This window comes from Kitasatospora sp. NPDC015121, assembly GCF_055562955.1.
In genome coordinates this window covers 82,856-96,908 of record NZ_JBVHEH010000010.1, presented here as the reverse complement: position 1 = coordinate 96,908, position 14,053 = coordinate 82,856, and the positions used below count along the sequence as shown (strand labels likewise).

At 74.7% G+C, this 14,053-nt stretch carries 8 protein-coding genes; 2 read left to right on the top strand and 6 right to left on the bottom strand.

Annotated elements, in window-relative coordinates:
* Positions 1-268: 268 nt before the first annotated feature.
* From ACZ3J7_RS16605 to ACZ3J7_RS16590, 4 genes are all read right to left on the bottom strand, one after another.
* Positions 269-1,555: an MFS transporter gene (locus ACZ3J7_RS16605; protein ID WP_465621282.1), complete on the bottom strand. Its 1,287-nt coding sequence runs from the start codon at positions 1,553-1,555 to the stop codon at positions 269-271.
* On the bottom strand, positions 1,552-2,145 hold the full coding sequence (locus tag ACZ3J7_RS16600) for a winged helix-turn-helix domain-containing protein (protein WP_465621279.1): 594 nt from the start codon (positions 2,143-2,145) through the stop codon (positions 1,552-1,554). The genes ACZ3J7_RS16605 and ACZ3J7_RS16600 overlap by 4 nt, the downstream gene beginning before the upstream one ends.
* An 81-nt stretch (positions 2,146-2,226) precedes the next feature.
* Positions 2,227-4,581, bottom strand: a complete 2,355-nt coding sequence (locus ACZ3J7_RS16595; protein ID WP_465621277.1) for an immune inhibitor A domain-containing protein — start codon at positions 4,579-4,581, stop codon at positions 2,227-2,229.
* A gap of 64 nt (positions 4,582-4,645) precedes the next feature.
* A complete protein-coding gene (locus ACZ3J7_RS16590) occupies positions 4,646-6,748 on the bottom strand; it encodes a S9 family peptidase (protein ID WP_465621275.1) in 2,103 nt (700 codons plus the stop codon).
* Between the two features lie 80 nt (positions 6,749-6,828).
* Between ACZ3J7_RS16590 and ACZ3J7_RS16585 the strand changes: the two genes are divergently transcribed.
* Positions 6,829-8,088: an aminotransferase class V-fold PLP-dependent enzyme gene (locus ACZ3J7_RS16585; RefSeq protein WP_465621273.1), complete on the top strand. Its 1,260-nt coding sequence runs from the start codon at positions 6,829-6,831 to the stop codon at positions 8,086-8,088.
* A gap of 91 nt (positions 8,089-8,179) precedes the next feature.
* Here the strand turns inward: ACZ3J7_RS16585 and ACZ3J7_RS16580 are convergent, their stop codons facing one another.
* Entirely contained in the window at positions 8,180-10,666 is a 2,487-nt protein-coding gene (locus ACZ3J7_RS16580) for an RICIN domain-containing protein (RefSeq protein ID WP_465621271.1), read from the bottom strand.
* Between the two features lie 427 nt (positions 10,667-11,093).
* A complete protein-coding gene (locus ACZ3J7_RS16575) occupies positions 11,094-12,398 on the bottom strand; it encodes an ROK family protein (protein ID WP_465621269.1) in 1,305 nt (434 codons plus the stop codon).
* 354 nt (positions 12,399-12,752) lie between these two features.
* On the opposite strand from ACZ3J7_RS16575, the gene ACZ3J7_RS16570 reads away from it, so the two are divergent.
* Positions 12,753-14,051 carry an extracellular solute-binding protein gene (locus ACZ3J7_RS16570; RefSeq protein ID WP_465621266.1) on the top strand — a complete coding sequence of 433 codons (1,299 nt, stop codon included), beginning with the start codon at positions 12,753-12,755 and terminating at the stop codon, positions 14,049-14,051.
* The last annotated feature ends 2 nt before the right edge of the window (positions 14,052-14,053 follow it).

The following is a 14,053-nucleotide window of genomic DNA, read 5'->3' as shown; positions in this document are numbered from 1 at the left end:
CCTGCGGTAGTCTGACCAGAACGCAACGCTACCGGCGCCGCCACGGAAGGGCGAGACTTTCCGTCATATCCCTCGGGCATATGCGCGAATGCGCTAGGGTGCGCGGCCGTTGACGAGTACGCGGCCGGTCGCTGGCGGGGCCGCCCGGCGCGCGGGTGCGGCGCGCGGGGCGCGGAGTGCCGGGCCGGAGAGAGGCCGACGGCCGTACGGGGCGGCCCGGTGGCCCGGGTGCCCGGCGCACGGCCGTCGCGGGAGTGCTGCGCGCGGGTCAGGCCCGGCTCGACTCCTCGTCCTGGGTGGGGAGTTCGCGCATCCGGGGGAGGGGGGAGAAGAGCACCCAGAGGCCGGAGGCGGTGGCGCCGACGGCGGCGATCCAGAGGGCGGGGCGCAGGCCCAGGGTGCTGCCGAGCAGGCCGCCGAGGAGCGAACCCAGCGGGCGCACGCCGTAGTTGACGGCCTGGTAGGCGCCGAAGACGCGGGAGCGCAGCGCGTCCGGGATGCAGGCGGCGAAGACCGCGCCGGCGGTGATGTCGAGGATCATCACGCCGACCCCGGAGAGGAACTCGGCGCCGAACAGCAGGGCGGCGGAGGCGGCGACCGAGCCGCCGGCCAGCGGGAACAGCAGCAGCGGGGCGGGGAAGAGCACCAGTCCGAACAGCAGGGCCGGGCCGACGCCGATCCGGTCGGAGAGCCGGCCGGTGAGGGCCGCGCCGATCAGCGTGCCGACCGCGGCGGCGGCCATCACGGCGCCCAGCAGGCCCGCGCTGAAGTGGAGTTCGGTGGTGGCGTAGAGGACGAACAGGGCGCCGATGACGAAGGTGAACAGGTTGACGGTGGCGGTGCCGAGCAGGGCGGCCCGGATCACCGGGGACCGCCGGATCCAGCGCAGGCCCTCGGCGGCGCCGCCGTGGCCCGCCTCGGCGGGCGGCGGCTCGGCCGGGTCGATCTTCCGGAGGAAGGCGGCGGAGACCAGGAAGGAGCCGGCGTCGACGACCAGGGCCAGTGGCGCGGCCAGGAGTTGGACCAGTAGGCCGCCGAGCCCGGGTCCGGCCACGTAGGTCGCGGCCCGGCTGCCGTTGATCAGCGCGTTGCCGCGCAGGTAGTGCTCGGCGGGCACCAGGGCGACGAACAGCGGCGGGTTGCAGACGTTGAAGAACACCGACAGCGCGCCGACGGCCAGCACCACCGCGTACAGCTGCACCAGGGTGAGCACCCCGGCGGCGTACGCCAGCGGGATGGTGAGCAGGACGGCGGCGCGGCCCAGGTCGGTGGCGATCATCACCCGGCGGCGGCGGCCGTAGCGGTCGGCCCAGCCGCCCGCGTGCAGCGAGAGCAGCAGGTAGGGGAGGTAGCCGGCGGCGGAGAGGTAGCCCATCTGGGCGGCGTCGGCGTGCAGGACGGAGACCGCGACCAGCGGGATCACCAGCAGGGTGATCTGGTCGCCGAGCGAGGAGACGGTCTGCCCGGTCCAGTAGCGGCGGAAGGCCGGGTCGTGCAGCAGCTCGGGTATCCGGCGGCGGACCGCGCCGGCCGGGCGGGTGTCCAGGGCGGTCACGGCGCTTCCCCCTCCGGGCGGTCGGTGGGGAGGGCGAGTCGGACCAGCTGGATGGTGCGGGCGCCCTCGGGGCGCGGGCCCGGCGCGGTCAGGAGCTCCACGTAGGGGCGGAGCAACTCCTCGACGCGGGCGTTCAGTTCGGCGAGCTCGGCGGCGGTGACCAGGACCGCGCTGTCGCCGAAGCCGGCCGCCTCGCGCCACTCGGCGGTGTCCGCGCCCCGGTGCAGCAGCCAGTCGGTGGCGCGGGCGAAGTAGCCGTCCAGGACGGCGCGTTGCAGGGCCTCGGTGGCGGCGGCCCGTTCGGGGTCGGCGGGGGAGGCGTCCCAGCTGGTGAAGGCGGCGGTCGCCCGCCAGGGTTTCTCCCGGCCGCGTCCGCCGCCCGCCTCTTCCACCAGGCCGTACTTGGCGAGCTGGCGCAGGTGGAAGGAGCAGCTCGCCACCGACTCGGTGCCGAGCAGCTCCGCCGCCCGGGTCGCGGTCAGCGGTCCGTGCAGGCGGAGCAGGCCCACCAGGGCCATCCGGGTCGGATGGGCGTAGGCGCGCAGGGCGCGCGGGTCGGTGAGCCGGATGGCCGGCAGCTGGTCGCTCATGTTCTAAAGCTAGCTTTAGAAAGAACGCTTTACAAGCCGCCGACCACCGGGTTTGCCGGATCCCAGTAGATCACGCCCCGGTCAGGAGGCCGGACCCACCTTGACCGTGGTGAGCTTGCCGCCCTGGGTCTCCCGGACGACCTCGATCCTGGTGTTGGTGTCCGGCACCTTCACCCCGAGCTGCGGAATCGCCGGGTCGGTGTACACCCCGCGGCGGTCGTCGAACACCGGCACGGCCGGCTTGGACGGCACCACGGTGGCCACGCCGGCCTTGTGCAGGGTGAACGAGGTGGTCGGCTTCAGCGAGAAGGTCGCGTCGTACGGCTGCGACCGCCCGTTGGTCACCGACCCGTCGGCGAAGCGCTGCGCCTGCGGGTGCGCGTCCACCGGCAGGATCAGACCGCCGCCCAGGTGCTCGACCGTGTTGTTGTCGCCGTACGCGGTGTCCCACAGCCAGACCAGGACGCCCTCCTGGTACGGGTAGGTGTCGATCACGTTGCCCTTGCCGGTGACGCCCGAGTAGCCGAAGTTGTACGGGCCGGTCTTCAGGAAGGCGCCGTACCCGGCGTAGCGGCGGTTCTCCACCAGGTACGCCCGCGGGTGCTCCTTGACGGCGTCCTTGCCCTGGACGGTCGAGAAGCCGATCTCGGTCCAGCCGTCGCCGCCGTTCTCCGCGCCGTCGCGCAGCAGCACCGCGCCGTCGGCGGTCAGCTCGACCGCGTCGACCAGCACGCCCTTGCCGTGGGTGTTGGAGTCGGAGGTGACGTGGAAGCGCACCTGCACGCTCGTGCCGAGGTAGGCGTCGAGCGGGACGTGCAGCCGCCGCCAGGCGTTGGAGGTGCCGCTCAGGCCGGGGGTCAGCGCGGTGGTGTCGCCGATCGGCTGCCCGTCGACGGTGCCGTGCAGCGCCGTCCAGGTCCTGCCGCCGTCGGTGGAGGCCTCCACCGAGAGGAAGTCGTAGTCCTGCTCGATGTCGTACCAGGTGGCCGCGTCCAGCGAGGCCGAGCCGGTGGCGCCGGTCAGGTCGACGGTGCGCGACAGCACCGCGTCCATGTTGTCGCCGGTGTCGCTCCACCACTGCCGGCCGCCCTCGTACGGGGTGGCCAGCGAGGTGGTGGTGGTGCTCGGCGGCAGGTGCACCAGGACGGCCTGCGCCTGGTCGGTGTTGTAGCCGCTGACGCCCAGGGTGTGGCTGGAGCGGGTCGCGGCCTGCGCCTCGTCGTACTCCAGCCAGCCGAGCTGCAGCTTGCTCCAGGCGTCCAGGTCGCCCGGGTACTCGCCGGTGGTGTTCCTGCCCTTGCCCAGGTAGGAGGCGGAGGACATCAGCGACCAGAAGCTGACGGAGTTGTCGCCGCCGCTGGTCGGGTACAGGTCGGGCAGGCCGATGTTGTGGCCGAACTCGTGGGCGAAGAGGCCCACGCCGCTGTTCTCGCCCGCCTGCACGTAGTCGTAGGCGTAGAGGCCGGAGTCGCCGACCGGGGCGCCGCCGATCTTGTTGCCCTCCGGGCCGGTCTGCCCGGTCGGGTCCGGGAAGGTCCAGCTGCGGTGCGCCCACAGGGCGTCGCCGCCCTGCGCGCCGCCGCCCCAGGTCTCGTCGACGCCGGCGTGGACGACGACCAGGTTGTCGAGGTAGCCGTCCGGCTCGTCGAAGTTCCCGTCCTTGTCGTGGTCGTAGCGGTCCTGGACGTCGTACTGCGCCAGCTCCGCCCTGACGTCCGCCGCGGTGCGGCCCTTGGCGATCTCGCCGTCGTACCAGGCCTTGGTGGCGTCCCGGACGAACTCCTGGCCCTGGGTCCACGCGCCGCCGCCCTGCGGGCCCTTGTTCGAGCCGTAGCGGGCCTCGTTCCACGGCAGCGTCACCCAGTCGGAGACGGTGCCCTGGACGTCGTACCGGCCCGAGGACTGGGTGCGGTAGAAGTTGCGCAGCGAGTTCGCGCCGGGCGCGTCGTCGAAGAACATCCGCTGGTAGTAGTCGCGACCGAAGTCGCTCTCCCAGTAGGTGTGGGTGTCGCTCTTGTCCGGCTTCGGGATCGCGTTGTGCTTCGGCCCCGGGGTGCCGCCGTAGCGGGCCTGCCCGTTGTACTGGGTGGTGTCGTCCACCCGGTCGCCGAACTGGGCCAGGATCACGAACACCTTGTCGGTGCGCTGCCGGGCCAGCTGGACGTAGTCGTTGCCGATCTTGACCTTGGCGGGCGCCGTCTTGCCGTTCCTGGCGACCCTGCCCTGGTTGACCTGCTCCAGGGCCTGGGCCTTGAGGGCCTGCCGGGCCTTCTCCTGCGGGGGCAGCGGGGAGGGCGGGGCCTCCGCGCCGTCCGCGCCCTGCCGGACCGTCAGGTCGGCGGCGGGCTCGGCGGGCTGGGCGAAGGCGGGGGTGGTGGTCAGTGCTATCGCACCGGTGGTCAGCGCGGCCATGAGGGCTGTGGGAAGTCTGCGCAAGTGACCCGCTCCTCTGAAAAAGGGTGGATAAACGGATGGGCGGTAATATTTCACATGTCATCCACTACAGGGAAGAGGGTGCGCCCGACTCGCGCCGCACGCCCAACTTCTCCTCGAAGAAGGCCAGTTCCTGCGCGGCCACCCGCTCCAGGCCGCCGTCCGGCAGCATGTGGCTGGTGCCCGGCAGCGCCAGTACGCCGTGCGGCCGACCGGCCCGGGTCAGCGCCTCGGAGAGCCGCAGGGTGTGCGAGGGGTGCACGTTGTCGTCCGCCAGGCCGTGGATCAGCAGCAGCGGGCGGCGCAGCGCCGGCGCGTCGTCGATCAGGCAGTCCGCCGCGTAGCCCTCGGGGTTCTCCTGCGGCAGGCCCAGGTACCGCTCGGTGTACGCGGTGTCGTACAGCCGGAAGTCGGTGGGCGGGGCGCCCGCGCTGGCCGCGTGGAAGACGTCCGGGCGGCGCAGCACGGCGAGCGCCGCGAAGTAGCCGCCGTACGACCAGCCGCGCACGCCGACCCGCTCCAGGTCGAGGTCCGGGTGGACCGCGCCGAGCGCCCGGAGGGCGGCCACCTGGTCGTCGAGGGCGACCCGGGAGAAGCGGCGGAAGATCGCCCGGGTGAAGTCCGGCGAGACGAACGGGGTGCCCCGGTTGTCGACCGTCACCACCGCGAAGCCCCGGTCGGCCCACCACTGCTTGAGCTGCCAGCGGCGCGGCTCGTTGGCGATCACCTGGAAGCCCGGGCCGCCGTACACGTCCAGCAGCACCGGCAGCTTGCGGCCGCGCCGGTGGACGCGCGGGTAGAGCACCGCGGTGGGCAGCCCGAGTTCGGTCACCCGGGCCAGCGACGGCCGCGGGCGGTAGGGGAGTTCGGCCGCCAGGTCGGGGAAGTCGGTGCTGCCCCCGGCGGTCCGCAGCTCGCGGCGGATGCCGTCCAGCGAGGCGGAGGTGAGCAGCAGCACGTCCTCGGCGTGGGCGGCGACCGCGTGCACGCCCGCGCCCTCGGTCAGCTTCTCCAGCGCCCCGGTGTCCGGGTCGAGCAGGAAGACGTGCTGGTCGGCCGGGTCGCCGTCGCCCGCCTCGATCAGCAGCCGGCCGTCGCGCCACGAGCCGACCACCCGGCGCACCTGCAGGCGCTCGTCGGTGAGGATCTTGCCGTCCAGCGCGACGCCGCGGGCCGCCGGGGTGTCGGCGGAGGTCAGCACCCGGCCGTCGGCCAGCCGCAGCGGCGTGCCGGGCAGCGGGTCGACCCAGAACTCGTCCTCGGTGCGCGAGAGTTCGCGGGTCTCGCCGGTCGCCGGATCGGCGGTCAGCAGCAGCACGTTCTGCTGCAGCCGGTCCGCGACGGTCAGCAGGACCTCGCCGTCGCCCTCCCAGCCGGCCGCCGTCACGTACGGGAACCGCCCGGTGTCCCAGACCAGCCGGGTCGGGGCGGAGCCCGGGCGCAGCACCCAGAGCTGGACGTCCGCGTTCGGGCCGCCGGCCTGCGGGTACGCGAAGGACTCCGGAGCCAGCTCCGGGTGCGCCGGGTCGGCGAAGTGCCGCAGCGGCAGCGCGGACTCGTCCACCCGGGCGGCCAGCAGCGCGGTGCCGTCCGGCGCCCACCAGTGGCCGCGCAGCCGGCCCAGCTCCTCCTGGGCGGCGAACTCCGCGACGCCCCACAGCGCGCCGTCCTCCGGGCTCACCCGGCCGCCCGGGGTCAGGTGCAGCGCGCCGTCCGCGACGTACGCCACGACCGAGCCGTCGGCGTTCGGGCGGGGGTCGAACGCCGGTGCCACCACCGGGAGTTCGGTGCTGGTGCCGGTGGCGGTCTCGCACCGGAAGACCCGGCCGTCCAGGGCGAAGACGGCCTGCGCGAGGTCGGCGGTGGCCGCGAACGAGCCGATGCCGGGGGCCCACAGCCGGATCCGCTCGCGCAGCCGGCGCTCCAGCGGCGGCAGCGCCGAGGCGTCGCCGGTGCGCTCCGGGGCGAGCAGCGCCGGGTCGGCGACCACCTGCTCCCGGCCGGTGGCCAGGTCGTACAGCCAGAGGCGCTCGACCGGGTCGGTGGAACCGGTCGAGCGCAGGAACAGGGCGCGGCTCGCGTCGGACGCGAGGGTGACGGCGCGGGGGGCACCGTAGCTGAAGCGGCCGGTGGCGGCGCTCAGCGCGAGGTAGGGGTCGGTGTGAGTCACCCGCCGATGGTTGCCGTGTCGGCCCCCGTTCGGCTAGAAGTATGCAGTGTGAAATGTCACACAGCATTTGGAGGGTGGAGATGAAGAACCCGGGGAACCCGCGCACGACACCGGTACACCCGGGCCCGCTCGCCGCACCCGCAGCACCCGGCGCACCCGGCGCGTCGGACGCCGAGGGCGCCGAGCACCTCCCGCCGCTGCGCGGCAGCAGCACCCTGTTCACCCTCGACCCGGGCAGCGCCCACCTCAACCACGGCTCGTACGGCGCCGTCCCCGTCCCGGTCCAGCGCTACCAGGCCAAGCTCCGCGCCGAGATGGAACGCGACCCCGACGGCTTCTTCCTGGAGGCCCCCGACCGGATCGGCCGGGCCCGCGCCGAGGTCGCCACCGCGCTCGGCGGCGACCCGGGCCGGCTCGCCCTGATCACCAACGTCACCGAGGGCGTCGCCATCGCCCTCGACTCCGTCCCGCTCGACGAGCGCGACCAGGTCCTGGTCACCGACCACGGCTACGGCGTGGTCACCCGCGCCGCCGAACGCCGCGCCGCCGAAGCCGGCGCCGTGGTCCGCTGCGTCCGGATCTCCCCGCACGCCCCCGACGACGAGGCCGTCGCCGAACGCGTGCTCGCCGCCGTCACCCCGCGCACCAGGGTCGCCGTCCTCGACCTGATCACCTCGCCCACCGCCCGCACCATCGCCTCGCCCGCGCTGCTCGCCGAACTCCGCGCCCGCGGCGTCACCACCGTCGTCGACGCCGCGCACGCCCCCGGCGCCCTCCCCGTCGACCTCGGCGGCGCGGCCGGCGGCGCCGACTTCTGGGTCGGCAACCTGCACAAGTGGGCCTTCGCCCCGCGCGCCGCCGCCGTCCTCGCCGTCGACCGGCCCTGGCGGCCCCGGGTCCGCCCGCTGATGTTCTCCTGGGAGCACGACCGGGGCTTCCCCTGGCGGGTCGAGTGGCGCGGCACCTTCGACTACACCCCCTGGCTCGCCGCCCCCGCCGGCTTCGCCCTGCTGCACCGGATCGGCGCCGACCAGCTCCGCGACCACAACGACCGGCTCGCCGCGTACGGCCGCCGCGTCCTCGTCGAACGCGCCGGGCTGCGCGCCCTCCCCGAGGTGTCCGGCCTCGGCATGCGCGCCCTCCGGCTGCCGCCCGGCGTCGCCGAGCAGGAGCACGCGGCCAAGGCCCTGATGGTCGCCGTCCGCCGGGCCCTCGACACCCGCGTCGCCGTCCGCCCCTGGCAGGGCGGCGGCGTCCTGCGGATCAGCGCCCAGCTCTACAACCGCCCCGAGGAGTACCGGCGGCTGGCGGACGGGCTGGCCCGGCTGATCACCCGCTGACGCCCCGCCGCGCGGGGTGCGCGGCGGGGGTGCGCGGCGGGGCGTCAGCGGGGGCGTCCGGCGGGCGGGGGCCGCAGGACGCCCCGGCCGGTCAGCCGAGGGTCCAGCGCTGGAGGGCGGAGCCGGTGTCGGCCTGCTGGGTGACGGCGGCGCCGTCACCGGTGGAGGCGGTGGTGAGGGAGAGGCCGCTGTTCCTGGCGGTGACGCGGTAGCCGCCGGTGGCGGGGGTGAGGACCCAGCGCTGGTTGGCGCCGCCGGTGCAGGTCCACTGGATGATCCGCGCGCCGGCGGCGGTGGAGCCGCCCTCGACGTCCAGGCAGAGGTGGGAGAGACCGTTGGCGAGCTGGTAGCTGCCGTCCGGCTGCCGGGTGAGGACCCAGTCCTGGTTGGTGCCGCCGTTGGCGGCCCAGGTGACGAGCCGGGTGCCCGCGGTGGTGGAGTGGTCGGGGTCGTCGAGGGCCTTGCCCCCGGTGGTCAGGGTGTGGGTGCCGCTCCACGACGGCGCGACGCTCCAGGTGAAGGCCGTGCTGCCGGTGGCGGTGCCGGAGGAGGCGGTGACCGTGACGGTGGTGGAGCCGGCGGTGGTCGGGGTGCCGGTGACGAGGCCCGAGGGGCTGATGGTCAGGCCGGCGGGCAGGCCGGTCGCGGTGAAGGCGAGGGCCTTGCCAGCGCTGTCGGTGGCGGTGAGCTGGAGCGAGACCGCCGTGCCGGGGGCGCCGGACTGGTCGCCGGGGCCCGCGACGGTGACGGTCTCGGGCGCCGTGCCGGTGGCGGTCAGCGTGAGGGTCTGCTCGCCCGCGGTGCGGCCGCCGCCGACCGTGCCGCCGGTGGTGTCGGTCCAGCTGCGGACGGGGGTGGTCTCGGTGGGGCGGCCGGGGGCCGCGGAGAGGCCGAGCACCAGGCCGCTGTAGCGGTTGACCAGGCGGACGGCGCCGGTGGGGGTGTTGTCGGCGGAGGTGCCGGGCACCACCCACCACTGCTGTCCGACGCCGGGGCCGCCCGCCGGGGCGGCGGTGACGGTGGGCCGGGCGCCCCAGGCGCGGCCGCCGGTGGACGCGGAGTCCACGCCGAGCAGTCGGCCGGTGGCGGCGTTGGTGATCCGGTAGGAGCCGTCGCCGTTGCCGGTGAAGGTCCACGACTCCAGGGCGGAGCCGGTGGCGGCGGCGGTGGAGGTGGTGGCGGAGCCGCCGGAGACCTGGGCCAGGACGCGGCCGCCGCCGCTGCCGATCCGGTAGGCCCGGCCCTCGTCGACCGGCCCGGGGGTGGTGGCGGAGGCGCCGACGGTGACGTCGACGTACGCGCCGGAGGCGCCGTTGGCGCAGCTGAACGCGCAGTAGGAGCGGAAGGTCCTGCCGACGATCGTGCCGCTCGTCCGGCTGGCGCCGTCGAGGAACCAGCGGTACCAGGAGGCGGTGTGGTAGCCGCCGGTGTCGCCGAGCAGGAACCACTTCTGGGTGGACAGGTCGGCGGTGGCGTAGAACTGCTGGGGCGCCGATCCGCTCTGGTCGACGGCCTGGGGCTGGCCGACGTAGAGCTTCAGGTAGGCGTCGTAGGTGACGTCCATGACGAACAGCGGCGAGGTCGGGGGCATCGTGCCGGCCGCGATCTGCTGGGCGGCGGTGCCGGTGCGGGCCGGGTCGTACTCGCCGGACACCGGGGTGTACCCGGTGCCGCCGCCGGAGCCGACCGGGACGATGTTGCTCTCCCGGCCGCCGACGCCGGGCTGGCTCCAGGCGCCGTCGTACCACTTCTGCCAGGAGTCCGGGGCCATCTTCCGCGCGATCGGGGCGCGGGCCGCGTGCTCGTAGAAGGCCTTCCAGCCGCCGCTCTTGTCGAGGATCCGCGAACCGTAGAAGACGTAGAAGTACCCCGAGGCGGTGTCGACGTACAGCCGCTGGTCGCCGTCGCCGTAGGAGAAGGTCTGGTTCGGGAACGCGGCGGTGTCGCCCCTGGCGGTGCTGTAGGGGGAGGTGATCACGTGGTCCCTGATGTCCCAGGTCCGGCCCTGGTCCTCGGAGACGGCGTAGTCGACGGCGTCGTAGTGCAGGCCATCGCTGCCGAAGGGCCGGGGGGTGAACTCGTTGTGCACCAGGCCGTACCAGTCGCCGGTGTCGGGGTCGACCCACACCCCCGCGAGGTCGCAGTAGTTCCGCTGGGCGTAGCCGGAGCCGCTCGGCGCGTAGGTGGCCTCGCGGCCGGTGGGGCTGTTGTTGCAGCGCCAGGTGGTGTCGTCGTTCCTGTCGCTGCCGTTCGCGGGGTCGACGGCGTTGCTGATCGGGCCGGACCTGGTCGCGGTGTCGAAGTCGGTGCCGGTGTAGAAGTCCCAGTACCTGCGGTCGCCGGCGCCGTAGAGGGCGGCGGACTGCTGGAAGTAGAAGGTGCCGTCCTTGTCGACGTACGGGGACGCCGGGGTGTCGGTCGGGTACGGGTACGGCACGGGCGTGCCGACGCCGACGGTGTACGCGGCGGCGGGCGGGGGAGTTGGGGCCGCGGCGGCGGGGGCCGCCGGGGCGGCCCCGGACAGCGGGAGGACGGCGGCGGCGAACAGGGCGGCCAGGAATCTGCGCGGGGAGGGCACGGGTGCTCCTTCGGTGAGGGCGCTTCGTGGTGGGGGCACTGCGTCAGGGGCACCGCGCGGTGGGGCGCGCCGGTGCGGCCGCCCGCGGGCCGGGGCCGGACCGAGGGCGGGCCGGGGCCGGGCGGGGCGGGCGGGAGCCGGGCGGCGGCCGGGCGGGGCGATCACCCGCGGTCGGCCGGCGCGGTGCCGGTGTGCGTGAAGTTGCGCTTTCGGGTGCTGATTCGAGCAACTTCACGCACACCGTGGCAGCGCCCGGGGATGAAGTCAAGAGCGGGCGGCGGCCAAGTCGCGGCCCGGACGGGCGGGTTGGCCGTGCCGCGGCGCCCCGGGGCCCGGCAGAGGGCGCGGGGGAGGGCGCGGGGAGGAAAGCGCCCGAGGGCGCGGGGGCGGAACGCGGGGGAGAGGGCCGCGCAGGGGGCGGCCGGGCTCAGGCGGTGCGGGTGCCGTCCTCGTCCGGGGCCGGCCGGACCGGGATGTCGGAGGGGTCCTGGAAGATCCCTTCGAGGGCCAGCTGGGCGCCGCCCCGGGCGGCGTTGGAGAGCCCGAGGGTGGAGGCGGAGACGGCGACCTGCTGGGAGGCGGGGGAGATCCGCCGGCGGTCGAGGAACTCCTGGGCGGGGCCGACCAGGTACCGGCCGAGGGCCGCGAAGTGGCCGCCCAGGACGATCCGGGGCGGGTTCAGCACGTCGACCAGGACGCTGAGTCCGAGGGCCAGGTCGTCCGCGACGGCGGCGAGCGCGGCGAGGGTGCGCGGCTCGCCGGCGTCGGCCCGGCCGAGCAGGTCGTCGAGCCGTTCGGCCAGGTCGACGGAGCGGTCGTGGACCCGGTCGTCGGGGTCGGCGGCGGCGTCCAGGAGGGCCTGCAGTCCGACGGCGACCTCCCAGCAGCCGGTGCGGCCGCAGCCGCAGGGCCGGTCGAGCCGGTCGAGCTTCATGTGGCCGATCTCGGAGCCGCGCAGCAGCTTGCCGCCGGAGATGCCGGCCCCGCCGACGCCGATCCCGCCGGTGACGTAGACGAGTTCGCGGGGTCCGGTGCCGCTGTCGGGGGCGGCCAGGTACTCGGCGAGCGCGCCGGACTCGGCGTCGTTCTCCAGCAGGACCGGGGGCGCGTGCCGTCCCAGTCGGGCGCGCAGCTCCTGGACGGCCCGGACGCCGTGCCAGCCGAAGTTGGTGGCGACCGCGACCGTCCCGGAGGCGCTGTCGATCGAGCCCTGGGTGACCAGGGTGATCCCGATGGTGTGCATGCCGCGGGCGGCGACCGCGCTGAGGCAGTCCGCGACCAGGTCGGCGACCTCGTGCAGGGCGGCCTGCGGGGTGAGGGCGGGGACGTCGAGGGCGAGGCGCTCCTGGTGGACGACGGTGCCGCGCAGGTCGAGGGCCAGGACGGTGACGTGGTCGGGGCCCAGCTCGGCCCCGATTCCGCAGATCCAGCGGCCGTCGAGCTCGACCATCCGGTGCGGCCGGCCGACCGCGCCGGCCCGGTCGAGCTCGCCCTCGCGCACCAGGCCCCGCTGGATCAGGTCGGCGACCAGGACCGAGACGGTGGCCCGGGGGAGGCCGCTCGCGGTGGCGAGGTGGGTGCGCGACTGGGCGCCGTTCTCGCGCAGCTGGCGCAGCATCACGCCCAGGTTGGTGCGGCGCAGCGACGCCTTGTCGGCGACCTCGGGGTGGCCCGCCAGGACGGCGCCCGCGGGGCCGCCGGTGCCGGTGGTGCCGCGCTGCGTCTGTCGCACGTGCTCTCCTCGTTCCGGGCCTGCCGTGCAGGCCGTGGTGGCCTGGCCATATTAGTTCATGCAGCACACGAAATAACCGCGGATGCCCGCGCCCGCCGGGCGCCGACCGGCGCCGACGCCGAGTCGGCGGCTGTCGTGCGCCGTGCCAACCCGCCCTTCGTGCAGGTGGGTTGCCCGTACCCGTGGGCGGTGCGGCGGTTCATCGCGGTTGCGCAACGGCCCTCCGCGCCCCTTGACAGCCTCGATCCTTAATTAACACACTAGCCGAAATAACCCGCCCGGGGCGATCCGCGGCCCCCACCACCGCGCCCGGGCCGGACCCGCCCCCCCAGCAGGCAGCAGAAGAGGACCCTCATGAAGAACCGCGCGCTCAGAACCGCCACCCTCGCCGTGGCGGTCGCCTCGCTGGCCGCCACGGCCGCCTGCGGCTCCGGCGGCTCCGGGGAGAAGGCCGCCGGACCGGTCCGGATCGAGTTCTGGGGCTGGGCCCCCGGCTACGAGAAGTCCGTCGAGCTCTTCAACTCCACCCACCCGGACGTCCAGGTCGTCTACAGCAAGATCTCGCCCGGCGCCAAGGGCGGCTACACCAAGCTGCTCAGCGCCGTGAAGGCCGGCAACGCCCCCTGCCTCGGCTCGGTCGGCTTCGAGACGCTGCCCACCTTCGCCGCCGCCGGCGCGCTCCAGGACGCCACCGCCGCCGCCGCGCCCTACGCGAAGGAGTACGCCGCCGCCGCGTTCGCCCAGTCCGGGGTGGCCGGCCACACCTACGGCCTGCCCGTGGACATCGCCCCGATGGGCCTGATCTACCGCAAGGACCTCTTCGCCAAGTACGGGATCACCGAGGCGCCGAAGACCTGGGCCGAGTACGCCGCCGACGCCGAGACCGTCCACGCCGCCGACCCGAACGCCTACATCGGCTACTTCGGCAACGACGCCTACAACTTCGCCGGCCTCGCCCAGCAGGCCGGCGCGAAGTGGTTCGGCACCGGCGGCGACAAGTGGACCGTGCACGTGGACGACCCGGCGACGAGGAAGGTCGCCGCCTTCTGGCAGGACCTGATCGACCGGAAGCTGGTCAAGGTCGTGCCGAGCTTCGACACCGCCCTCTACCAGGGCATGGGCGAGGGCACCATCCTGTCCGACGTCAACGCGGTCTGGGACACCCCGATCCTCGCCGACAGCGTCAAGCAGACTGCCGGCAACTGGGCCGTCGCCCCGATGCCGGTCTGGGACGCCGCCGCGCCCGCCGCCGGCAACGCCGGCGGCACCCCCACCGCCGTGCTGAAGGGCTGCAAGCACGTCGAGGAGGCCGTCGAGTTCGCCCACTGGTTCGGCACCGACCCGGCCAGCGTCGGCAACCTGATCAAGGAGACCGGCATCTACCCCGCCGCCCTCACCGGCCTGGACAACCCGGCCCTGGCCGAACCCGACCCGTTCTACGGCGGCCAGCGGATCTACGACGTGTTCAAGGCGAGCGCCGCCCGGGTCGACCCCGGCTTCCAGTGGGGCCCGGTGATGACCAAGACCTCCGGCGCCCTCGGCGACGGCCTCGGCCGGGCGGGCGCCGGCACCGGCACCCTGGACGCCGCGCTGGCCGACGCGCAGGCCCAGACCCTGGCCGAGATGAAGACCCAGGGCATGGAAACCGGCTGACC